The following is a 21,521-nucleotide window of genomic DNA, read 5'->3' on the forward strand; positions in this document are numbered from 1 at the left end:
AAAGGAACATCATGAAGCTGCAAGTCGCCATCGACCGCGTATCCGTGGATCGGGCGGTACACATCGTGCAGGCGCTCGACGGCCAAGCCGACATCATCGAGATCGGCACATCCCTGACCAAGGAATTCGGTCTCCGTTCGCTCTCTCCCATTCTTGAAGCGGCGGAAGGCACTGAAGTGCTCGGAGACATCAAGACCTGCGACGAGGGAAAGTACGAGTTCGATCTCGGTTTCGAGAGCGGTTTCGAATACCTGACCGTCATGGGATCGGCATCGATGGGCACGTTGGAGGCGTGCGCACAATCCGCTGAAACGCATGGCGGCACGATGATGATCGATTTGCTGGAATGCGACGAGGAACGCATCGAACGCATCAGCGGTTTCCCGGATGCGGTGTACTGCCTGCACACCTCCGTGGATGCCGGAGCCACCGCCGACCCCGTCACGCAGGTGCGTGCGTTCAAGACGCGCTTCCCACAGATCCGCCATATTGCGATTGCTGGCGGCATTAAACAGCAGCAGCTCACCGACCTGTCGCAGGAGAACATCGATATCGTGATCATGGGATCGGCCATTACCAAGGCCGAAGACATCACAGCAGCATGCCAGGCATGCAGGAAGGAAATGAAATGACAGACAACAAGCGAATTCTCGACCAGATCGTCGAGGAAGTGCAGGGAGTAATCGCCAAGATGGACGAGCATGACCTCGAGCAGGCCATGCCACTCATCACCAAAGGTTCCCGCATCTACGCGACCGGCGAAGGCCGTTCCGGATTCCAGGCGCGCAGCTTTGCCATGCGTATGATGCACATCGGATACACGAGCTACATGATGGGGGAAACCATCTGCCCGTCCATGCACGAAGGCGATGTGCTGCTGGCCATCTCCGGCTCCGGCAAGACCCGTCGCACGGTCGAGGATGCCGAAGCCGCGAAGAAGCTTGGGGTGAAGGTCATCGCCGTGACATCCAAGCCGGACTCCCCCCTGGCCGCCGCCGCCGACGCCGTAATCGTGGTGCCGGGACGTGTGAAGGGTGAGGCGGCAGGCTCCATCCAGCTGCTCAGCTCGCTGTTCGACCAGTCCGTGCACATCGCATTGGACGCTTTGTGCTTGATGCTGTCGCGTCGCGACAACGTGTCGGACGCCGATGCGAACGCCAACCATGCCAACGTGGAGTGAACACCGGCATCAAGGCATCTGTCCCATGATGGGCGGCAAGACATTCCACCATCGTCTTGCCGCCCATCCGTCATATCATCATCAACATCACCGCCACCCGACCTGCATAAGGAGTACAGCATCATGAACAACGATTTCGACGGCACTGATGCCACGGCATCCATGCCTACGCGCACAGCCCACGACGGACTTGAGCTCCCTGCCCAAGGATTCGGAACATACCAAGTCTGCGGCTTTGCCGGCGCCAAGGCCATCGCCATGGCATTGGACAACGGCTACCGTCTGCTCGACAGCGCGGTGAACTACGAGAACGAAGGCACTGTGGGCAAAGCGATACGAATGTCCTCGGTCCCCCGCGAACACATCATCGTCACCTCGAAGCTCCCCGGGCGATTCCATCAATACGACAAGGCCCGCATAGCCATAGAGGAAAGTCTGGGACGACTCGGACTCGACTACATCGACCTGTATCTGATCCATTGGCCCAACCCTTCCCAAGGCAGATACGTGGAGGCCTGGCAGGCGCTCATCGACGCGCAGAAGGAGGGGCTGGTACGGCATATCGGCGTCAGCAACTTCCTGCCCGGGCACATCGATATGCTGATTCGCGCCACGGGGGTAACGCCTAGCGTCAACCAGATCGAGCTGCATCCCTATTTCCAGCAGATCGATCAGCGCCGTTACGACGATGCGCACGGCATCATCACCGAGGCATGGAGCCCGCTGGGACGGGCCAATCAGATGCTGAGAGACGAGACGATACGCCGCATCGCCCATAAGCACGGTGTATCCGAGGTCCAGGCCATCCTCCGCTGGCATATGCAGATCGGAGACGTGTCGATTCCGAAATCACTGCATTCGGAACGCCAGCGCGAGAACCTGGACATCGCCGGCTTCGTGTTGGACAAACAGGACATGAACGACATTGCGCTGCTGGACAATCCTGAAGGTCGTTGCAAGGCTTTGGATCCGCACTGGCACGAAGAGATGTAAGCCGGGAAACAGCACACATATGCGTTGGGGCCTGTCTCCTGCCATAACCGGGCATATGCCCATATGGCGGGAGACAGGCCCCGATGCGTTCCGGTGCCGGTGCCGAACCCACGGCATCGGCACCATGTAAGTCACCGGCTCACACCGACTCAGCGATGCGAGTTGCGGAACGGCGTGCGCTTCGTCTTGGTGTGCTTGCGGAAGCCCTGCGCGGAACGGCGATTGCCGCCATCGGCGCGCTTCCTGTTATCGCGGCGCGGCTCGTCACGGCGGGACCGGTCGCGACGCTGCTGGTCGCGGCGCGGCTCATCGTAACGGTTGTTATCACGACGCTCGCCGTCGTAACGCTGACGTTCGCCGTTACGCTTACCGCCCTTACGGGACGGGCGATCATCATACTTCGCCTTCTTGGCGTTCACACGGCGATCACGGCGCTTGGCGTCCTCACCGCGCAGATCCTCGGTCACGCGAATCGGCTTCCTATGCACGCGCTTGCCGCCCTTGCGCAGCTCGTCGATCACGCGACCGACCGCATCATACCGGTCGTCATAGCGGTCACCGCGATTCCTACGGCCCTTGCGACCGTCACGGCTGCCGCGCTCGTCGCGCTCCTGCCAATCGTAACGATCACGCTTGGTGCGCTTATGATGCTTGCCCTTCCTATCGAAGTCGCGATCATCCGACCACTCGTCGTAGCCGTCGTAACCACCACGACCGCGCGTATTGCGCTCGTCGTAATCCATGTACTCGGCATCATCGAAGCGATCGAAACGCTCGGCGCGCTCGAAGCGGTCGGCCTGCCCCTTCTTCTTCCTGCGCTTCGACGCATCGGAACGCTTCGCGGCGAACTGCTCATCCTCGCCACGCTTGTTGCGCCCCTTGCCCTTGCCCTTCTTCGGCAACGGCTTGGTCTTCTTCTGCAGCGGGGCAAGCTCCCAGCCGTCGACCTTCTCGGCGCGCTCGCCCACCAGTTCCAGCACTTCCGGGGACTTGGCCGTCACTGCGATGGGCTTGACCTTGATGCCGGCCTTACGCAGCATGAACTTGGTTTCGCGGCGTTGCTCGGGCAGCACGAGCGTAACCACGTCACCCTGGTTGCCGGCACGCGCGGTGCGGCCGGAACGATGCAGGAACGCCTTGGGATCCTCCGGCGGCTCGACCTGCACCACGAGCTCGACGCCGCTCACGTCGATGCCGCGCGCGGCCACGTCGGTGGCGGCAAGCACGTTCACTTCGCCGTTCTCGAAAGCGGCGAGATTGCGGTCGCGCTGGTTCTGGTTGAGGTTGCCGTGCAGCTGCGCGCACGGGATGCCCTGTTTGGTGAGGCTCTGCGAAAGCTTCTTCGCCTGGAACTTGGTGCGGGTGAACAGGATGCGCTTGCCCGCGCCGGATGCCAGGGTACGTACGATCTCGGGCTTGTCGCCCTTGGTGATCTCGAACACGTGGTGCGTCATCTCGTCGACCGGACTGGTGGCGTCGTCGACGCTGTGCACCTTGGGGTCGTGCAGGAAGCGCTCCACCACCTTGTCGACGCCATGATCGAGCGTCGCGGAGAACAGCATGTGCTGGGCGTCGCTCGGAATCTGGTCGAGCAGACGTTCCACGGCCGGCAGGAATCCCATGTCGGCCATCTCGTCGGCCTCGTCCAGCACCACGCATTCGATGCTGTCCAAGGTGAGCGCGTTCTGGCGCAGCAGATCCTCCAGTCGGCCCGGGCAGCCGACCACGATCTGCGCGCCGGCCTTGAGTTCTGCGATCTGGCGGGAATACTTCACGCCGCCGTACACGGTGGTGGTGCTCATGTCGTACACCTGGGCGAGCGGCAGCAGCACCTCGTCGATCTGCTTGGCAAGCTCGCGGGTGGGCGCGAGCACAAGGGCACGCGGACGCGGCAGGTTGGCCGCACCCTTGCCCTTGGCACCGCTGCGGCGCTCGGCTTCGCGTTCGATGGCCGCGATATCGTGCTCGCTGCTGCCCAGACGCGTTACCAGCGGGATGGAGAAGGCGAGCGTCTTGCCGGAGCCCGTACGTCCACGGCCAAGAATGTCACGGCCCGCAAGAGAGTCGGGCAGTGTGTCGGCCTGGATGGGGAACGCGGTGCGCTTGCCGTCGGCGGCGAGCACGTGTGCAAGAGCGCCCGGTACGCCGAGTTCGGTAAAGGTGGGAGCGGCCTCGGTTTCGATGGCCTGTTCGGAAAGTTCGGAAGAATTATCGATATTGGGCACAGTGGCCTTTCGTTCAGGTATTGCGCCGTTTGCGCAAACTACCCTACCGTACCCCATGGCGTCCACTTTCGGCGTGGACGTATGTCATGCCCCGCTTTGCTCGTGCCGCCACGCTTATCGCGATTCGTTTCGTGTGCATCCGGTTGCGGGTGCCATCCGGGAACCGCTACGTTGGTGATTTCGTCAACGTGGCCGGCCCCGGCAACCATCCAGATATCGCCACGCTCGGCAACCACCAGCGTGATCGGATTCGGGCGCTCTCCCAGTATCGTCACGCCCACGAACCAGCACCACAGCGTTCCTCGGATGCCATCCAAGGAACGCCCCGCACACCGTTCTCCAGCATGCCCAGCCCCGGTCATCATCCGGTTTTCGCCACGCTTGACAACCCTCAGCGTAGCGATATCCGAACTCCGCCTGGAACCAGGCACGCTCGCTACACACTACTGTGGCGGATTATGGATATCATCCCAAACCAGCCACGCCCGGCCACCGCCAGCATGTCAGGAATCGGATGTTGCCCGACCCTAGCCACGTCGAACGCAGCCCGAAACAAAAGCGAACATCAGTTAGCCAATGCGCTACTTGGTTTTATGCCGCCCCGGAAACTGCACCTCCGAAAGCAGGATCGCCACGAAGATCACCGCGAATCCACACACGGACGGCACGGTAAGCTTCTCCCCGGTGAAGATCACGGCGATCACCATGGCGAAGATGCATTCCGTGCTCAGAATCACCGATCCTTCCGTGGCCGGCAGATTCTGCACCGCGATGGTCTGGAAGATCTGTGCGATGATCGTCGATCCGATCACCAGATAGGCAAGGCACAGCACCACATCCATACGCACCCACGATGCAGATGGGGCGCCGTCGAACAGCACCGCGCCCACACCGAAGAAGATCGCGCACCATGCGAACTCAGCCAGCATCAGCGCCACCGCGTCGAACTTCCTGCCCATCATGCCCACGACCACCAGATTCACCGCGTAGAACAATGCGCCGATGATCGTCAGCACGTCGCCGGTGCTCAATCCGCCAAGCTCCGGACCGCCGCCGCTGAACGAAACCAAGCCTATGCCGAACGCGCACACGAATGCCGCGGCGATATGCTGGCCGCTGGGGCGTTTCCGCGTCAGAGCCCAGATGACGAACGGCACCATCACGCAATACGTGTCGGTGAAGAAGCTGTTGCGCCCGGGCGAAGTGGTCTCCAGGCCCTTGAGCTGCAATAGGAAACCGAGCCAATAGGTCAACGCAAGCACAAGACCGGGCACGATATAGCGCTTGATCCTGATTTTGCGCAGGTGCGGCAGGAATACCAACGACATGAGGATGACCGACGCAGCCATACGGAAGAACATCATCCATTGGGTCGTCATCACGCCCTGCACATGCTTGAGCATGGTGTACCCCGACCCCCACACGGCCGCGCTGACAAGCATCATGAGGCGCGCAACGTTCTTGGAAACGCGCATGCCTTCATGTGAGGAATCGTCCCCGTCGCGCACGGCGTTATCGTGCACGGAGGTCTCCCCCATTTGAGCGTTCCGCAGCGATTCGTCCATTGAAGTCGGCTCCCTTTCTTCTCGATGGTTCCCGCCACGGGATACTGTACGCACCGCACCACCCGTGCAACGCCCAGGCAACACGCATGCCCGCATTGCGGTGCAGTTCAGTCTTCCACCGTTCGGCCGTTCCTCGTACTACTGTGTCGTAACTGACTGGCATCCAAGGAATACACGGACACACAGATAACAGATAGAGATATGAGCAAGCACATCGAACACGAACCGCAACATCTCACGAACGAAGCGAGCAAGACCGCGAACGGCAGACGCAATCGCAGCAGAATCGTCGTCACCATCGTCATCGCGATCGTAGCCGTTGCCGTTGTTCTGGGAACGCTGGCCGTCCGGGCATACGGGCATCATCGCGTCAACGCCGCCGCGAACGCCACTGCGGCTTCGGCGAGTGCGACGAAACGCAATACGAGTAATACCAAGGATTCCAAGGCAAGGCGCGCCGCCGCGGAAAAGAAGAAGGCTGAGGACAAGGCGCTGGAAGAGGCCAAAGCCGAGGCCCGTGGGCGGCTCGACCCGTTGAACACGCAGATTCAGCAGCAGTTGGCGTCCGCCGACGGCACCTGGCAGGTGTATGTGGAGGATCTGGGCAGCGGCGAATCGTTCAACATCAACAACCATTCCCAGCAGGCGGCCAGCGATATCAAACTGTATGTGATGCTCGCCGTGTACCAGAGCATCGCCGACGGCACGCTCACCGATGACGGCACCATCGAGCCGCTGATGACCCAGATGATCACCGTCAGCTCGAATCAGGCAACCAACGATCTGGTCACGAAGCTTGGCGGCGGCGATGCGCAGCAGGGGCTCGCCAAGGTGAACGAGACGGCGAAACGCTACGGGTTCACGCAGACGAGCATGGATGATCTGCTGTACGATTCGGGGCCGGGAAGTCCGATGAAGAAACTCACGTCCGCGCAGGATGCGGGCAAGCTGCTCGCGGCGGCGTACCGCGGGACCCTGGTATCCAAGGACGCGTCCCAGCATATGATCGACCTGCTGTGCCAGCAGCAGCGCCGTTCGAAGATTCCGGCCGGTCTGCCCGACGGCACGCAGGTGGGCAACAAGACCGGCGAGATTCCGGGAACGGAGAACGATGCCGCCGTGGTGCTGGGCGGTGCGCATCCCTTCGTGCTGGTCGTGATGAATACGGATATCAGCGATTCCGCCACCGCACAGGCCACGATCCGTTCCATCGCCTCGACCGCGTGGACGGCATTCCAAAGCTGAACGCCGTCATCGTGCCCTTGTCAGGCAGCCTTTGACGGGTCTCCGCCCGGAACGTGTAGATCCTTGGAATCCGCGGGCTTGCGGTTAGCGTTTGCGAAGCCACGCCAGCGCGGCATAGTGGCGGATATCGAATTTCTCCGGGGCGATGGCCTCCAGCAATGCCCTATGCTCCGCTTCCCAGTCGGCGATACGCTCGGGTGGAAGCGATGCGCCGATGCCGCGGCATGCCTTGACCCTTCCGTTCCAGCTCTCACGGGTGAAATGCACATCGAGCGGCCATTCCTCATGCAGCACGCGGCTGAAATGCGCGTCATAGCAGGCGGGGATCTCTATGGGATGCATCCATTCGCCGGCACCACTCCATTGCGGCGAATACTTGAGTATCAGGCGTTCGCTGGCACCGGCGATGGGATCGTCGTCGGGCAGCCACGCCATGTATAACACCAGCAGACTGCCGCCGGGTTTGAGCATGCGCCACAGGTTCGGCATGATGCGCGGATGATCGAAATACCAGAAGCACTGGCAGGCGGTGATCACGTCGAAGGTTTCGTCCGGAAAGTCCACATCTTCGGCCGCGCTGACAAGATAATCGACGTTGACTAATCCTTGGGACAGTTTTCGTGCCTGGGCAATCTGTTCGGGCGATATATCCGTGCCGGTCCAACGGGCACCGTAGCGGGCCATGTTGCGGGGCAGCACCCCGGTGCCGGTGCCGAGATCCAGCACATGCTGCCCTTTTGTGCACAGTCCGAGCCGTATGATCCGCTCATAGAATTCCGGAGGATAGATGTCACGGAACCGCGCATAATCCTCGGACGTACGCCCCCAGTCGAATGCCGTTCCCCCATCAATGCCCGCATCGGTTATTTCCATGGCTCCCATCCTATTGCCCTGCCCTGGCGCGTACCGCGGTTGTCTCCGCCGAAAAATACACCTCCGACAAGCAGAGTCTAACGAGGTATGCTCACAAAGCTCACAGCCAGCAGCAGGAACAGTACCGCGAGTAAGCCGTCAAACGTCAACATTGCAATCCATATGATGCGCCTACGCCCCTTTGCACGCCGCGCCGCATGAATCAATGGCCATAGCAACAGCAGGGCACAGGTAAGAAGAAGCGGGCTGAACACCCATGCCAGCAGCATAATCTCCCGCAACATGTCTTGGAAGCTTTCGGGGCAGTGATCGACTTGTTGGGTATTGCAGTAACCGCCCATCATCAGTTTCACCTCTCTCAAACCTCCAAAGCCCTACCCCAGCCGTTCCCGTCAAAGGGCACCTTACGCGGGCACCTTATCCGAGTGACAAACGGCTGGAAACGTGCACGGAACGGCTATTTCCCGCGCATTTAAAAACGGCCTGTTTCCAACGGTTCGGGCACCCGGAACCGTTGGAAACAGGCCGTTCTCAGGCGGTCGGCATCACTTCTTGGAAACGTTGAACTTGAACTCTGCTACATTTCCATGTCTCAAGTGTTTTCAACGGTTTTGAGTCTTCCGTGCACTGTCGGGCACTCAAAAGGCACTCCGTTTTTATGGATATCATAACCGTCAAAACAGAAAAGCGCCCCTCCCCCGGCCGTGTCGGTCGGGAGAGGGGCGCATTGCATGTGTCAGGCAGTGAGCCTGGCCTTGATCTCGCTGACTCCGATCAGGGCGCCGATCAGCACTCCGAGCGCGTCGATCGTGGCGACGATCTGGTCGACGTACGGCAGGCCCCATGCGGGGCCGACGACCTGCGTGAAGACCGCGATGGCCGGCAGGGCGATCAGCGCGAGCCACTTGAGCACCTGATACGCCTTGTCCGGCAGCAGATAGCCGGGCGTTTCATTGGATTCATCCATTTTTCACCTCCTTAAGCACCGAGGTCAGCGGAGATGCTGGCCGGGATAGATCGTGTACGGGGCATGCAAGCCGTTGCGCTGCGCCGCCGCCTGCCATCCCGTGCCGTAGATGCTCCACAGGCTCTCGCCCGCACGCACCACATGGCCTCCAGCTGCGGAGGCGATGGCGGTCGAGGAGCCGGCTGCCCGTCGGCATACGGTCTCGCCCGCGTAGATGAGGTCCGGATTGCCGCTGCGGTAGCCGGTCCACTGGCTCCAGGTGCCGCCGTTGCGGGCGGCGATGGAACCAAGTGTGTCTCCGGAACGCACCGTCACGCATACGCTGCCGCAATTCGCGCCGGTCGAGGCGGTTCCGCCGCCCAGACGCCGGTTGACGATGGCCATCACCGCAGCGTAGGCTCCGCCCAGCGCCTGTCTGCGCTGCGGGTCGTTGCCGAAGTCGCCTCGGATGACCCTGGTGGCCATGGCGTCGTAGTCCGGTGCGGCGGTGACCTGCGGCCTGACCGGATCATGCCTCACCTCGGCATTCGTCTTGCCGCGATCACCGTTCGCGATCTTCTGCCATGCGTCGCGTTCGCCGAAGAACAGGTTCAGGTCGAGCGGACCGACGCCGTTGAGGTAGCCGGTGCTGGAGTACTGGACCATGCCTTCTCCATGGCTCCCGGCATTCCATGGCGTGGACTGCCAGCCGGTGGCGTTCATGGAAGCGTACTGCGCTTTCCACAGCATGCAATGCTGTCTGGTGTACGCGGTGATCTGGTTGACTGCGCTGGCCTGCACGTACACGATGGGCCACACCTTGGTGCGGTCGTAGACGCGCTGCACGAAGGCCTGAGCCCACGCGCCGTTGCCCCATGCGGCGTTGCCGCCGCCCTCCCAGTCGAGGGCGAGCACGCACTGCCCGACATAGGAGCCGAAGACGGACACGAATCTGTCCGCCTCGGCCATGGCGCTTCCGCCGTCGGCGTAGTGGTAGCCTCCGCACGCCTTGCCTGTGGAACGCGCCCAGTCAATCTGGGAGCGCCAGTGCGGGTTCATGTATCCGACGCCTTCCGTGATCTTCACGATCGCGGCGTCCGCGTCGACCACGCGGGTCACGTCGGAGCTCTGCCAACCGGACACGTCGATGATGTTCATGTTCGCGCTGGCCGCGGGTGCTGCCGCCATGCAGACGGCCACCGCCAGCGCGGTCAACGGCGTGCGGATCCTGCGCGGGATGCGCGCGTGCCTGTGTGCCGGCTTGCCTTTGTTGAGGATGTTCAAATTCCTCTCCTTTCTATATGAGAAAAGCCACCCCCGATGGGTGGCTTTTTGGTTGGTTTGGAAAATTGTTCAGATGGTCGTCCAATCGCCTTCGATGATGACGCTTTCGCATGTGGCGGAACCCTTGAAATAGCTATTGTCGAAACCGATGTGCAGTATGATGGGCTTCTCCTCGGGGAGTCTCAGCAGCGCTTTCCCTTTGTCGACTCGCGCAAGCAACCCCGAGTCGTCGTAGATTGTGAATGCGTCCCAGCCGCTGCCGATGCCGTACACCGTGTATGTGCCGGCCGGCAGCACGACGCGGTCGGAATACCATGTGATCCAGCCGCATGCCGGTTTGGGCGTGAAACTGATGCTCATGGTGCGACCATCGGCCTGCCAGCTCATGTCCGGCATGGTGTTGTTCGGCTTGGGCCTCCAATCCGGTGCGAGGTTAAGGTCTCTTAGGCTGCCCCCCCCCCCGCGAGGATTGCGGGCGGCTCCCAGCAGGTGCGCACGGATCCGCGCTCCAACTGAGGGTGAAGGAAAAACTCGACATCTTCTTCCAATTGCGTATTGGAGAAGAAAGTGAAATCAAAAAACGAGGCGGCCTGCGGGAGATTGAAGACGGAACTCCTGTCAGAACCCCACGCGGTGTGCTGGCCGACCATAGATATAGCGGAATCCATTATCTTGAGGTTCATACAGAATCCGTGGGAAAGCACGTCACCGTCAGCCACACTCAGGGTGAAGGTGTCGCCTTGGACCGCATCGGATGGGATTTCTGTCCTCCAGACTAACCCGACCCATTTTTTAAGCCCGGCTCGTGCGACGAGCCGCATACCGCCATCCGTCATGATTGACGATGATATCAATCCGTTTTTGTGGTCTGCGGCAGCGTATGCCATGAGGTTCTTCCCGCTCGGCACGATCAGGCTATTTCCCCGTGTCAGTCCCACGCGGTCGCCGGCGTGGTAGACGCCGGCGACCGGGAGGCCGTGGATGCTTACCCCCCCCCCGGAGCGGATAATCGGTCATGATCTCTCCTTAGATGATTTCAACGAGGCTCACGTCGTCGAGGCGGAGCCACGAGTTCTCGGTGATGGTGATGGTGACGCTCGTGCGGTCAGGTGGCGCGGTGAAGTCGATCGTGGCCTCGTGCCACGTGGTGTCCGGGCGGTTCGGCGTCTCGCATGTGGCTATCGTACTGTCGCCGGCGGTGATCTTCGCTGTGGCCGTGCGAAAGCTGTTCGCCTGTCCGACCGCGTGCCAGAAGGCGAGCCGGTAGCGGGATCCGGGGCAGACCGTCACGGTCTGCGACACGCCGCCTTCATTTTCAGTGCTCTGATACCACGCGGTTCCGCTGTGCGGGGCGTTGATGAGAGAGGTCGAGGACGTGATGGCGCCGCCGGTGCCTATTTGCCGCCAGCCGGTCAGGCCGGCTTCAAAACCTGGATTGACGATGAGATTGTCGGATGCGCCCGGCAGCAGCAGGCGCGTTCCGGAATGCGAGAGACCCACCCGCCGGCCACCCATGTATGCGCCGTCGACCTGTTTGCCGGTGATGCCGATGCCGCTCACGACGACGCCTCCGTCTCCCTTGGCCACCAGTAGAAATTGTTCGGGTCGGCGGCGCTCTTCGCTGCCGCATCGGCCGCGTCCGCGCACTGTATCCACTTCGGGATGGAGGCGGCGCTCTCGGCCGCGGCGGACGCGCTCTTCGCGCTGGCCGATTCGGATGCCTTCGCAGCCGTCGACGAGGTCTTCGCGCTGTCCGCTGATGTGGCGGCTTCCGAGGCCTTGGCCGCGGCGGCTTGGGCTGCGCTCTCGGCCGCTTGTACGTCGGCTTTCGCGCTGCTCGCGCTGGCACTGGCCGCTGTCTCGCTCGCCTTGGCCTTATCGGCCGAGCCCGCCGCGGCCTGGGCGGATTGCGCGGCGCCTGTCTCGGATGCCGCTGCCGCCGCTTGTGATCGTCCGGCGCTCTCGGCCGACTTCGCCGCCGCGGTCTCGGACGCCTGCGCGGCACTGGCGCTCTGCCCAGCCGCATCGGAGGATTCGGCGGCCGCCGATTCGCTGGCCTTCGCCTTGCCGGCGGCGGCTTCGGCCGCATTCTTCGCGTCGGTCGCGGCCAAGGCTGATGCGGCGGCGGTATCCGAATACCCCTTCGCATCGCTGGCCGACCGGCCTGCGGCGGTCGCCTTGGCGGTCGCGGTGGCCGCATCCGCCTGCACCTGCGCGGCGATGGAGCGCGCCTCGCCGATCAGGCCGTTGGCGGTGGTCTCCGACTCGTGGGCCGCGGCGGCGCTCTTCGCGGCCTCCGCCTGAGCCGCCTGCGCTTTGGCGGCACTGTCGGCGGCTTTCGCGCTCTCCCGCGCGGCGCTATCCTCCGAGGTCTTGGCCTTCCCTGCCGAGGATTCGGCGGCCTGCACCTTGTCGTCGATCGATCCGATCTGCCCGAGCACGCCCTGCGCAGCGCGGGTCACGGTCTCCCACGCGGCCACGGTCTCCGAGGATTGGTCCAGGGTCTTAGGGTCCACGTCCACCAGCCCTGAGTACTCCGCCGACTCCTTGTCGGGCACCTCGACGTATCGCACGATTCCGCCCGCCACGAGCTCAGACGCCCTCCACGCCCACTGGGTCGTCGAGGGCATCACCTCCGCCGTGGCCTCGCCCGCCGTAAGCTTGACGGTCTGTGCGACCGGCAGACGGATAGCATCGGCGACCGTGACGCGCCTCGTGGGCACGAGGCTCACGCTGCCATCCAGTCCACGCCCCTCGGCGTCGGCCAGATGGAAATGCACCAATGTCATGAGTGCTCCTTCCTTGTTGGGCCGTTATGCGCGGCCATGATCTCGTTGTGCATCTTCGTTCCCGTCCCGTTGCCGCCGAGCGCGCTGTACGCGTCGTACGCGTCGTCGGCCTCGTCCATCACCTCGACGGGTATCGGTCGGCCGGACTGCACGTATTCGCGATGGATCCGGATGATCTCGGCGCGAAGCAGGACACGCAGCCCGTGGATCACCGCATGACCGTATCTCGCCGCCATGGCGGCGACCGTGACCGCACCGCCGCACATGGCGGGCACGAGCCATGCGACGATCTGATCGAGCAGTTGCATGCGGGCCTCTTTTCTAGGCTTGGAATCCCACACGGCGATCGTCGCGGACAGGCCGCTGTGGCGTGTGGGATTTGGAGGTTAAAAGATGCTGTTGTCCGTTTTCCATGACGAGGTGTGGCTGCCGTCGTGCGCGAATCTGAGGGAATGCACCATGGTCGGATATGAGAGCGCGTGGCGATGCCACATCGTGGACGCTTTCGGCGGGTTTGAGATCGATTCGATCACTGCCGGCATGATCGAGACGTGGATGGCCGGCATGCCGCGCGGCGCGGCGCGCAAGGCATGGGGCGTGCTCCGGGCGATGCTCCGCAAGGCACTCAGGTGGGGCGTGAGCAGTGTGGACGTGACCACGCGCGTCAGGGGACCGAAGAGGACGGATCACCAGCCACGCGTGCTCGACGCACGGCAGATCGCTGCACTGCTGCGTGGGTTCTGGGGGCATGAGCTCGAGGCGTGGCTGATTTGCAGCGTTACGCTGGGACTCAGGCCGGAGGAGGCGCTCGGCCTCGAATGGTCGGACATCGACCTGCGCGGCGGACTGGTGCGGATCCGGCGCGGTGTGCAATGGATATCTGGCCACGAGGTCGTTGTCGAGCCGAAGACCGATCTGTCGGCTAGGGAGCTCGCGCTCCCCCGATTCGCGGTGCTTCGTCTGCGGCTGATCCGCCACGGCGGGTCTGGCAGGCTTGTCGGCAGCCTGAATCCCGGGCAGGTGGACCGCCGCTACAGACGATGGTGCCGTGAGCAGCGGCTCCCTTTCGTGCCCAGGGAGAACCTGCGTCACTCGTGGGCGACGAGCGCTTTGACTGCCGGAGTGGATGTGGCGGTGGTGAGCCGCGCCCTGGGGCATTCGAGCATCGAGACCACGGCCCGCTATTACCTGCGGCCTGACGTGACAGTGCTAAAGGACGCGCAAAGGCTCTGGGAGAAGGCAATCATGCGATGAGGGATTCCGTAACCCTCACGAAACCAAACGCTAACTGGGATGTGAATTATCGCACCGCGTTTGTCGGCGGGATGTTGATCGTCGCGTTTCATGCCATCCGGCTCAACACGAGCTGGAATGCCGCGAAGGAGTGGGAGATGTCCCAGCTTTTCACGCTTCCGGCTGGATTGGAGGCCGCGTTCGAGGTGCATTGCGCCGCGGTGTCCAATTCGAGCGTGGGGCTTCATGGCGTCGATGTGCAGGCCGCTGGCAACTCCATCGCCCTTCGTTCGTCCGCGAAGATGACGATCGGCAAAGGCGGTTGGGTCGAGGGCTGCATCACGGTGCCGCTCTGACCGTCGATCAGACGACCGGATAGCAGAGCGAGCCGACGCAACCCTGATTGCTGCCCGCGGCTCCCATGTTCGAGCATCGGATGGTTCCGTCCGGCTTGACGATGAGCATTCTCGCCGTCTGCCCGTTCGACACGCACACCATCGCATTGACCTCGACAGGCGGGCGCAGTTCGGCGGGCAGCACGTATTCGCATTGCGCTGAATCCCAACTGCCCTTACCGATATTGCCGGAATATTTGACGAGCATCATCATGCCGGTGCGGATGACCGTGAAGCCCTTCGCGTTGTACAGGGTTACGGAATCCCACAGCTTCGACATGGGAGGCAGCTGTTTGATGAGCATGACCGGCGTGCCGGGCGTGATCCCGCTGATCGGGATGCGGGCGATCGGGATCCACGCCGTGCCGGAGGCCGAGTGGATGCTGCCCGACGGGACGGTCGGGTCGGCGGCCGTTCTGGTGTTTGGCGTGCCTTTGAGCACGGCGATGGCAGCGGTCTCGATGTTCTGATTGTTCCGTGTGTATTTGAGGCAGACGAGGTCGTTGCGGTTCTGGCCGCTCACGCCGCTTTCGATGGTCGCGGTCTCGGCCTCGGTGACTCGCGCGTATCGTCCTTCGACCACGAGGTTGAGGACGGGGATCAGCGCGTGATTCGCATCCTGCATGGTCACCGTGGGGAAAGTGCCGTCGCTGCCCTGCAGCAGGTAGCTGCCGTTGCCGATGATTCCGGCCTGCATGGCGCCCATGTCGCCGCTGGTGATGTGCGGTGTGCCGCCCTTGCCTGTGATGAGCGTGGTGGTCATGTCAGTCCTTTCCCTCGGTAAGCCATGCCGTGTAGGCCGCGTCCTGCGTGGCGGCGAGTTTCTTGAATTCCTGCTGGCATGAGGTGCATGCCAGCGCCTCCTGCGTCACTCCGTCCGCGGTGGTGTGTTTGATCTGGTGCCAGTCGCTCGACGTGCGCGGATCTCCGTCGGTGAGGTATGCGCTGTCGTGGCAGCGGTCGCATGTGTATTTGGTGATGTTCGTGGTTTTTGCCATGATGGCTCCTTTCAGGCGAGTCTTTGCCAGACGTGTCCTCCGATGATTGTGGGGATTTCCTTCCATGTGCCGCCCTGGTCGGTGGGGTTGCCGGTGACGCACCAGTAGAGCGAGCCGATTGGGTGTGCGGCGAGGAAGGATGCCGCTGTCGCGCTGGATTGTGCGGTGATGGTGCCGTCCTCGCCGATGGTGATGGTTTTGCCGTCGGGTTTGACGCCGCCGATGGTATCCGTTGCGGCCACGGGCAGAGTGTAGGCGTTCGCTCCGTCCTGGATGCTGTCGAGCTTCTTCTTGTCTCCGCTGCTCATGAGGCCGTGGATCGTCGTGGTCGCGTCCCGGTCCTCGGCCAGCGCCTTCCATTCGTCCCAGCTGTTGGAGTTCCAGGTGCGACGCCAGATCTTCCCGGTCTGCGGGTCGGTGAGGAGTTGGGTGGTCCAGCCGAGTGCGGTGCGTTGCACGATCAGGCCAAAGTGTCCGACGCCGCTTGGCTTGTGCGAGCAGGTGTTGCCGCCGCCAGCCCAGTAGGCGCCCCAGCCGGTTTTGAGCGTGTTGAGGTCGGTGCTGGTGAGTCTGGTGGGCGCGGGCAGCGTGTTCGGCGCGGTCAGGGTCACCGTGCTTCCGGCGCGGGTGGCGGTGACGCCTGTGCCGGCGGCGATGGTCTTCACCCGCTCCTGTGCCGTGTCTTTCGCCTGGGCTGCGAGTGTGTTCGCCGCATCAGCGGTGGTTTGCGCCTTGTCGGCCTTGCCGTCCGCCTGGGTGGCGAGGTCTCGTGCGCCGGCGATTTCGGCGGCGGCATCGCTTGCGGCCTTGTTGGCTTCGGTGGCGGTCCTGCGCACTGCTTCGAGGTCGCTTGTGGTCACGTCGGCGCTGAACGTCCAGTTGGAGAGGGTGAGGCCGCTGCCGGCGTAGTAGGCGTGGCCGTCTCCGGAGCTTGATCCACCGCCGCCGGTCTCGCCGGTCGATTCCGTAGATGCGGTGGTCGCCTCGTAGGTGATGGTCGGCAGGCCGTCCGAGATCTTGACGATCTTCTTGGTGATTTCGGCGGTGACTTGCAGACCGGTGGTGTTGTCGCGGCCGGTCACGGTGTCGCCCACGTCGAGGTCGAGCCCGTCCGCAACGGTCACGTCGATGCTGCCGCTGTCGCGCAGTTCCAGGAGCTTCTGCTTGCCTTTGGTCTCGAGTTCGGCGGCGTCGGCGTTGCTGAGCTCATACACGCTTGTGCGCTCGTCCGCCCCCTTGATGGTCTGCGTGTGGCTGAGCGTGCCTTTCTGGTCGGCGTACCAGTGGACGACGATCCTGTCCTTGAGTTCGCCCTTGCCGAGGCAGATCAGGTGGTTAATCGGATGCGAGGCGAGGGTGGCGTCGAAGTCGATGAGGTCGGAGTCAATGCTGTCCCCGGCGGCCGTGATCGGCGGCGCGTCGACTGTAACGCCGTTCTGCGCGGCGGCGACGCGCAGTCGCAGGCCGGATCCGCGCAGCATCTTCGACAGGCCGCTCCATGCGTCGCAGTACCGGTCGAACCGCCAGCTGGCGGTCTTCGTGGTGTTCTCGGTGACGGTGAGGAGGTTCTGCAGTCCGATGCGGGAGATCACGGTGCGCAGGAGCGTTCCGATCGTGCCGCTCATGGTCAGGTAGTCCTTGCCCTTGTCGGGTTCGAGGATCTTCGATGCGAGCAGGCCGTGCCAGTCGCGCCCGTGGTAGGTGAGCTCGCCTTCGCCGCCGGTGACGCTGGTCTTCACGTCGTCGACGATGCCGCCCCAGCCTGTCCCGTCGACCCACCAGCGGCAGCCGGGCTTCAGCCGTGCGGGGCATTGGAGGTCGAAGTCGTTCTCCCCGCTGCCGTATGCGAGGTCGAGCGTCCACGAGGCGTACGAGCCGGTCGGTGTGCCGTCCGGGTCGGTGACGATCAGGTCCATGGCGCCTCGCTCCTCTCCTCGATGACGGTCAGGTCGAACTCGAAGCCGCCGGCCCAGCTGATCGTGCTCGTGCCGGTCGGCAGCGGTTCGAAGATGTAGGTGCCGGATCCGCGGCCTGTGCCGCGCACGGCCTTGGCGAAGAGGTTCGTGCGCAGGCCGGTGCCGGAGATCATGACGACCGTCCTGGCATCGGCCGTCGCGTCGATCTCGAGACGGCTGCCGGCCGGGATGGTCGCGTCGACCTCGTACCGGTTGGATCCGATGACGATGTACGGGTTGACGCAGGGGCCGAAGACCGTGAGGCGGATGGGCAGCGGAGTGCCGCCCGGGTTGGCGACCGTGTCGAGGATGCTCATTCCGCTGTAGTCGTGCGGGTAGTCGTACGGGTGGTCGAGCCAGCTGTCGGATTTGTCGGTCCGCGGGTCGTGGTGTGCGGTGGTCTCTCGCCGCCATACGCCGTCCAGGAGCACTACGGTCAGCTGGGTCTCGACCATCGTGGGCGTGATGGACTGCGGGTCGCTCTTCGCGATCCACGCGCGGGTCTCCCATTCGCCGTCGGCCACGAGCGTGCCGGGGCTGCCGGCGGCCATGTCGGCGTCGGCGAGGCGGGCGAGCAGGTCGAGCGTGGCCGGCGAATCGTGGATCTTGACGGTGACGGTCTCCTCGCGGGTCTTGCGGGTGACGCCCGTCAGGCCGCGCGATGAGAGGCTGTAGTCCCATGCGCGGCCGCGCAGGCCGGTGAGCGTCTCGCCGTACAGCGGGCCCTCGAATCCGATGCTCCCGCCGGTGGCCGTGCTCACGTATTCAAGCGATCGCATTCCTCACCTTCCTTGCGAAGTCACGGTCGCTGATGGTCGGCGCGTACCGTGCGATGATCGGGCCGAGGTCGTCGTGCAGCGATTCGACCGCGGCGATGAGCTCACGGATGTCGCCTTCCGTCGTGCCGCCGGCGACGCCGGTGACGTTCAGGCGTCCGGTCTTCGACCAGTCCGTGCCGTCGAGGCTCATCGAGGAGACGAGCGAGTCCATGCTCCGGTCGACCACTGCAGCGGAATCGTCGATGCCCAGTGCCAGGCCGCGGCCGATCATCACGCCGACCTCGTCGCGCATGAGCCTGGACGGCGAGTTGATGCCGAGCTTGCTCTTGACCGCGTCGATGGCGTTGTTGACGCCGCTGAGCAGGCTGGATGCGACGCTGCCGATCTTGCTCTGGATGCCGTTGACGATGCCGTCGACGATGTTCGCGCCGATGCTGAGCATCCTTCCCGGCAGCGAGGTGAGCCCGTTGACGAGGTTCGACGCGAACTGGGTCGAGGCCTGAACAGCCTTGGAGCCCATCTGGCTGGCGAAGCTGGCGGCCCGCGCGATGGTGGACAGCAGCCATGTCCCGACCCTTGCCGGCAGCTGGGAGAGGAACGTGCCGGTGTTCTGTACGAACTGGCTGCCGGCCTGCAGTCCCCTGGCGGCCATCTGGATCGCCCAGCCGGCGACGGCGGCGAGCGCGCCGGCGACCCATGCCTGGACGCGTCCGGGCAGCTGGGAGAGGAAGTTTCCGAGGTTCGCGAGGAACTGGCTGCCGGCCTGCATGGCCTGCATGGCCGTCTGGATGGCCCATGCGCCGATCGCGGCCAGGGCCGAGGCGAGCCAGGAGGCGATGTTGCCGGGCAGCTGGGTGAGGAAAGAGCCGACGTTCTGCACGAACTGGCTGCCCATCTGGAGGGCCTGCGCGCCGAACGCGGCGGCGTACAGGACGATGGTGGTGACGGTGTAGCCGAGCCAGTAGGCGATCGTCTCGGGCAGGTTCATGATCGCGTTGGCGAGATTCGTGATGAACTGCTGGCCGGCCTGCAACGCGGACTGGCCAAGGCTCACAGCCCATGCGGCGACGGCCGACGCGGCCCCGGCGAGCCACGAGGCTATGCTGCCGGGCAGCTGCTGGAACCATTGCCCGACGCTTTGGATGGCCGACGGGAGCGTGGACGTGAAGAACGAGGCGATGGTCTGGCCGATGGAGACGACCGTGCTTACGGCCGACTGCCATGCTGACGAGAGGAACGACGTGAACGACGCCCAGAGCTGCTGTCCGGTCTTGGTCTGCGTGAAGAACCAGACGAGTCCGGCCACGACGGCGGCGATGCCCGCGGCGACGAGTCCCCACGGGCCGAGTCCGAGGGCCGCGCTCAGCCCCTTGATGCCGCCGCCGGCCTTGACTGCGGAGGCTTGCAGGCCGGCGAGTCTGCCTGCGAGTCCTCCGATGGCGGAGGTGATTCCTCCGGCGTCGGTTCCGAGCGCGCTGATGGATTCGCTGATCGCGGCGAACGCGCCCTTTCCTCCTTTCATCGCCTCGGAGGCAAGGCTCGCCGCGGCTCCAAGGTCCTTGAGATGTGCGACTGCGGCGGTCACGGCCTGCGCGGTCTTGAACGCGGCGAACGCCCCTCCTATCGCGGAGAGCGCCGTCGCGACCGCGCCGGAGTGCTGCCCGCACCAGTTGGCGAGGTCGTCGAGGAGATTGATGACGGGTCTGATCGCGTCGATCGCCGTTCTGAAGGCGTTGCCGATGGCCTGTCCGAAGGTGGTGGCGCTTCCCGCCGCACCGGCCAGCCCGGTCATCCTGCCGATGACGTCGCCTATGGCGGACCATAGGTCTCGGATGAGGTCGGCGACCGAACCGATGAGGTCGGTGAACGAGGCGATGGCGGCTGTCTGGGTGAATCCCCTGGCAAGTTCTGCGATGCCGGAGGCGCAACGGCCGGCGATGCCGAGAAGGTCGCCGATCCTGTCGATGATGTCGGCCGTTACCGATGCGACGGTCCACTGCAGCCCCTCGATGTCCTTTCCGGGCAGCAGGCCTGACCAGTCGATGTTCCGGAACGTCGCCACCAGACCGGCCCATCTGGTCTTGAGCCCGTTGATGGCGTCGGTCTGTCCGATCTTGTTCCACAGGTCTGCGATGGAGTTCTTGGCGGCGGTCGTGGCGTCGGCGGCGATGTCGCCGATCCTGCCGAACTGGCTTGAGAACGAGTTGATTGCCCCTGCTATCTGTTCGGTGCCTATGGCTTCGATGACCTTCTGCACGGCTTTGGCGACGCGGTTCTTGACGTTCTCCATGGCGGTTCCGATGCCTTGGGTCGCGTCCTTGGCCTGTTGGGCGAACGAGGCGTATTGCCCGAATCCGTCGCTGTTGAGTTTGACGACGGCCTTGTTGAACTGGTCGAACGAGACGGTGCCGTCCTTCATCGCGTCGTACAGGTCGTTGCCGTTCTTGCCGGCACCGAGCAGCGCCTGCGCCAGCTGGTTGAGCTGTCCGGGCATGGCCGCCTGGATGGACCGCCATGCCTGCATGTCGACCTTGCCGGCGGAGAGCATCTGCGTGTACTGTTCGAGCGCGTTCTCCTGTTCCATGGTCGATGCCCCGCCCGCAAGCATGGCGTTGTTGAAGGCGAGGCTGATGTTCGTGGCCTCGTCGAGGCTGCTGGTCAGCGGCGCGAGCTGCTGGACCATGCCCGTCATCGCGGATGACGTGGTCGGCAGGCCGTCGAGGGATTGGCTGATCTTCTTGATGCTGGCCGCGGCGTCCTCGGAGCTGTAGCCCAGGTTCCGCATGACCTTCGGGAAGTTGTTCATCTGGTCGGCGCGGCTGATGGCGCTGCTCAGGCTGGAGCCGATGACGTTGCCGACCTTGCTGGTGATGGTGCTGACGGCTCCCATGATCGCGCCGGTCTTCGCGGCCAGTCCGCCGCGCATCGTTTCGCCGGCCGTGTTCCCCGCTTGGGAGCCGGCCTTGCCGGCCGCGCCGGCGAAGGCGTCTACGATGGCCGTGCCGACGCCCTTCATCGATGGGACGATCTGCACGTATGCGGTCGCTATTTCGATCGCCAT

General features: G+C 63.6%; 22 protein-coding genes. 6 read left to right on the forward strand and 16 right to left on the reverse strand.

Annotation, left to right across the window (positions count from 1 at the left end; all coding sequences use genetic code 11):
* Positions 1-11: 11 nt before the first annotated feature.
* The 3 genes from G1C98_RS05130 (at position 12) to G1C98_RS05140 (ending at position 2,173) form a co-directional block, all read left to right on the forward strand.
* The gene (locus tag G1C98_RS05130; protein ID WP_169079876.1) at positions 12-632 is read left to right on the forward strand and encodes an orotidine 5'-phosphate decarboxylase / HUMPS family protein; all 621 of its coding nucleotides are present in this window, start codon (positions 12-14) and stop codon (positions 630-632) included.
* A complete protein-coding gene (gene hxlB, locus G1C98_RS05135) occupies positions 629-1,180 on the forward strand; it encodes a 6-phospho-3-hexuloisomerase (RefSeq protein WP_169079878.1) in 552 nt (183 codons plus the stop codon). The genes G1C98_RS05130 and hxlB overlap by 4 nt, the downstream gene beginning before the upstream one ends.
* Before the next feature lie 123 nt (positions 1,181-1,303).
* The gene (locus tag G1C98_RS05140) at positions 1,304-2,173 is read left to right on the forward strand and encodes an aldo/keto reductase (protein WP_169079880.1); all 870 of its coding nucleotides are present in this window, start codon (positions 1,304-1,306) and stop codon (positions 2,171-2,173) included.
* Positions 2,174-2,322: 149 nt separating this feature from the next.
* Here G1C98_RS05140 and G1C98_RS05145 read toward each other — a convergent pair whose 3' ends face one another.
* Together G1C98_RS05145 and G1C98_RS05150 are read right to left on the reverse strand one after the other, a co-directional pair.
* Positions 2,323-4,398: a DEAD/DEAH box helicase gene (locus G1C98_RS05145; protein WP_335341285.1), complete on the reverse strand. Its 2,076-nt coding sequence runs from the start codon at positions 4,396-4,398 to the stop codon at positions 2,323-2,325.
* 581 nt (positions 4,399-4,979) lie between these two features.
* Positions 4,980-5,963: a DMT family transporter gene (locus G1C98_RS05150; protein WP_240944913.1), complete on the reverse strand. Its 984-nt coding sequence runs from the start codon at positions 5,961-5,963 to the stop codon at positions 4,980-4,982.
* Between the two features lie 201 nt (positions 5,964-6,164).
* Here G1C98_RS05150 and G1C98_RS05155 point away from each other — a divergent pair, with 201 nt between their 5' ends.
* Positions 6,165-7,208: a serine hydrolase gene (locus G1C98_RS05155; RefSeq protein WP_169079884.1), complete on the forward strand. Its 1,044-nt coding sequence runs from the start codon at positions 6,165-6,167 to the stop codon at positions 7,206-7,208.
* A gap of 84 nt (positions 7,209-7,292) precedes the next feature.
* Here the strand turns inward: G1C98_RS05155 and G1C98_RS05160 are convergent, their stop codons facing one another.
* The 9 genes from G1C98_RS05160 to G1C98_RS05200 form a co-directional block, all read right to left on the reverse strand.
* A complete protein-coding gene (locus G1C98_RS05160; RefSeq protein WP_169079886.1) occupies positions 7,293-8,081 on the reverse strand; it encodes a class I SAM-dependent methyltransferase in 789 nt (262 codons plus the stop codon).
* 77 nt (positions 8,082-8,158) lie between these two features.
* Entirely contained in the window at positions 8,159-8,425 is a 267-nt protein-coding gene (locus G1C98_RS05165) for a hypothetical protein (RefSeq protein ID WP_169079888.1), read from the reverse strand.
* A 392-nt stretch (positions 8,426-8,817) separates the two neighbouring features.
* A complete protein-coding gene (locus tag G1C98_RS05170; protein ID WP_169079890.1) occupies positions 8,818-9,048 on the reverse strand; it encodes a phage holin in 231 nt (76 codons plus the stop codon).
* A gap of 24 nt (positions 9,049-9,072) precedes the next feature.
* Positions 9,073-10,311, reverse strand: coding sequence for a GH25 family lysozyme (locus G1C98_RS05175; protein ID WP_240944914.1), 1,239 nt, complete (start codon positions 10,309-10,311; stop codon positions 9,073-9,075).
* 69 nt (positions 10,312-10,380) lie between these two features.
* Positions 10,381-10,698 carry a hypothetical protein gene (locus tag G1C98_RS05180; protein ID WP_169079892.1) on the reverse strand — a complete coding sequence of 106 codons (318 nt, stop codon included), beginning with the start codon at positions 10,696-10,698 and terminating at the stop codon, positions 10,381-10,383.
* Between the two features lie 56 nt (positions 10,699-10,754).
* The gene (locus G1C98_RS05185) at positions 10,755-11,198 is read right to left on the reverse strand and encodes a hypothetical protein (RefSeq protein WP_169079894.1); all 444 of its coding nucleotides are present in this window, start codon (positions 11,196-11,198) and stop codon (positions 10,755-10,757) included.
* Positions 11,199-11,337: 139 nt separating this feature from the next.
* Positions 11,338-11,871: a carbohydrate binding domain-containing protein gene (locus G1C98_RS05190; protein ID WP_169079896.1), complete on the reverse strand. Its 534-nt coding sequence runs from the start codon at positions 11,869-11,871 to the stop codon at positions 11,338-11,340.
* Positions 11,868-12,833 (reverse strand): hypothetical protein, encoded by a 966-nt coding sequence (locus tag G1C98_RS09355; RefSeq protein ID WP_240944915.1) that lies wholly within the window; start codon positions 12,831-12,833, stop codon positions 11,868-11,870. The genes G1C98_RS05190 and G1C98_RS09355 overlap by 4 nt, the downstream gene beginning before the upstream one ends.
* A gap of 263 nt (positions 12,834-13,096) precedes the next feature.
* Positions 13,097-13,408 (reverse strand): hypothetical protein, encoded by a 312-nt coding sequence (locus G1C98_RS05200; protein ID WP_169079898.1) that lies wholly within the window; start codon positions 13,406-13,408, stop codon positions 13,097-13,099.
* A gap of 85 nt (positions 13,409-13,493) precedes the next feature.
* On the opposite strand from G1C98_RS05200, the gene G1C98_RS05205 reads away from it, so the two are divergent.
* Positions 13,494-14,354: a tyrosine-type recombinase/integrase gene (locus tag G1C98_RS05205; protein ID WP_169079900.1), complete on the forward strand. Its 861-nt coding sequence runs from the start codon at positions 13,494-13,496 to the stop codon at positions 14,352-14,354.
* Positions 14,351-14,689: a hypothetical protein gene (locus G1C98_RS05210; protein WP_169079902.1), complete on the forward strand. Its 339-nt coding sequence runs from the start codon at positions 14,351-14,353 to the stop codon at positions 14,687-14,689. The genes G1C98_RS05205 and G1C98_RS05210 overlap by 4 nt, the downstream gene beginning before the upstream one ends.
* 7 nt (positions 14,690-14,696) lie before the next feature.
* On the opposite strand, the gene G1C98_RS05215 is transcribed toward G1C98_RS05210, so the two are convergent.
* From G1C98_RS05215 to G1C98_RS05235, 5 genes are read right to left on the reverse strand one after another with little or no spacing between them, the layout of a single operon-like run.
* Positions 14,697-15,491, reverse strand: coding sequence for a hypothetical protein (locus tag G1C98_RS05215; protein ID WP_169079904.1), 795 nt, complete (start codon positions 15,489-15,491; stop codon positions 14,697-14,699).
* A gap of 1 nt (position 15,492) precedes the next feature.
* Positions 15,493-15,726 (reverse strand): hypothetical protein, encoded by a 234-nt coding sequence (locus tag G1C98_RS05220; protein WP_065439089.1) that lies wholly within the window; start codon positions 15,724-15,726, stop codon positions 15,493-15,495.
* An 11-nt stretch (positions 15,727-15,737) separates the two neighbouring features.
* Positions 15,738-17,642: a head fiber protein gene (locus G1C98_RS05225; protein WP_169079906.1), complete on the reverse strand. Its 1,905-nt coding sequence runs from the start codon at positions 17,640-17,642 to the stop codon at positions 15,738-15,740.
* On the reverse strand, positions 17,633-18,460 hold the full coding sequence (locus G1C98_RS05230) for a hypothetical protein (protein ID WP_169079908.1): 828 nt from the start codon (positions 18,458-18,460) through the stop codon (positions 17,633-17,635). The genes G1C98_RS05225 and G1C98_RS05230 overlap by 10 nt, the downstream gene beginning before the upstream one ends.
* Positions 18,447-21,521, reverse strand: a complete 3,075-nt coding sequence (locus G1C98_RS05235) for a tape measure protein (protein WP_169079910.1) — start codon at positions 21,519-21,521, stop codon at positions 18,447-18,449. The genes G1C98_RS05230 and G1C98_RS05235 overlap by 14 nt, the downstream gene beginning before the upstream one ends.

The organism is Bifidobacterium erythrocebi (assembly GCF_012932675.1).
Lineage (GTDB): Bacteria > Actinomycetota > Actinomycetes > Actinomycetales > Bifidobacteriaceae > Bifidobacterium > Bifidobacterium erythrocebi.

Bases quoted from the DNA above. Each gene is read 5' to 3' on its own strand.
- G1C98_RS05130 (WP_169079876.1), top strand. From the start codon at position 12: ATGAAGCTGCAAGTCGCCATCGACCGCGTATCCGTGGATCGGGCGGTA.
- hxlB (WP_169079878.1), top strand. From the start codon at position 629: ATGACAGACAACAAGCGAATTCTCGACCAGATCGTCGAGGAAGTGCAG.
- G1C98_RS05140 (WP_169079880.1), top strand. From the start codon at position 1,304: ATGAACAACGATTTCGACGGCACTGATGCCACGGCATCCATGCCTACG.
- G1C98_RS05150 (WP_240944913.1), bottom strand. From the start codon at position 5,963: ATGGACGAATCGCTGCGGAACGCTCAAATGGGGGAGACCTCCGTGCAC.
- G1C98_RS05155 (WP_169079884.1), top strand. From the start codon at position 6,165: ATGAGCAAGCACATCGAACACGAACCGCAACATCTCACGAACGAAGCG.
- G1C98_RS05160 (WP_169079886.1), bottom strand. From the start codon at position 8,081: ATGGAAATAACCGATGCGGGCATTGATGGGGGAACGGCATTCGACTGG.
- G1C98_RS05165 (WP_169079888.1), bottom strand. From the start codon at position 8,425: ATGATGGGCGGTTACTGCAATACCCAACAAGTCGATCACTGCCCCGAA.
- G1C98_RS05170 (WP_169079890.1), bottom strand. From the start codon at position 9,048: ATGGATGAATCCAATGAAACGCCCGGCTATCTGCTGCCGGACAAGGCG.
- G1C98_RS05180 (WP_169079892.1), bottom strand. From the start codon at position 10,698: ATGAGCTGGCAGGCCGATGGTCGCACCATGAGCATCAGTTTCACGCCC.
- G1C98_RS05185 (WP_169079894.1), bottom strand. From the start codon at position 11,198: ATGGCATACGCTGCCGCAGACCACAAAAACGGATTGATATCATCGTCA.
- G1C98_RS05200 (WP_169079898.1), bottom strand. From the start codon at position 13,408: ATGCAACTGCTCGATCAGATCGTCGCATGGCTCGTGCCCGCCATGTGC.
- G1C98_RS05205 (WP_169079900.1), top strand. From the start codon at position 13,494: ATGCTGTTGTCCGTTTTCCATGACGAGGTGTGGCTGCCGTCGTGCGCG.
- G1C98_RS05210 (WP_169079902.1), top strand. From the start codon at position 14,351: ATGAGGGATTCCGTAACCCTCACGAAACCAAACGCTAACTGGGATGTG.
- G1C98_RS05215 (WP_169079904.1), bottom strand. From the start codon at position 15,491: ATGACCACCACGCTCATCACAGGCAAGGGCGGCACACCGCACATCACC.
- G1C98_RS05220 (WP_065439089.1), bottom strand. From the start codon at position 15,726: ATGGCAAAAACCACGAACATCACCAAATACACATGCGACCGCTGCCAC.
- G1C98_RS05225 (WP_169079906.1), bottom strand. From the start codon at position 17,642: ATGGACCTGATCGTCACCGACCCGGACGGCACACCGACCGGCTCGTAC.
- G1C98_RS05230 (WP_169079908.1), bottom strand. From the start codon at position 18,460: ATGCGATCGCTTGAATACGTGAGCACGGCCACCGGCGGGAGCATCGGA.
- G1C98_RS05235 (WP_169079910.1), bottom strand. From the start codon at position 21,521: ATGGCGATCGAAATAGCGACCGCATACGTGCAGATCGTCCCATCGATG.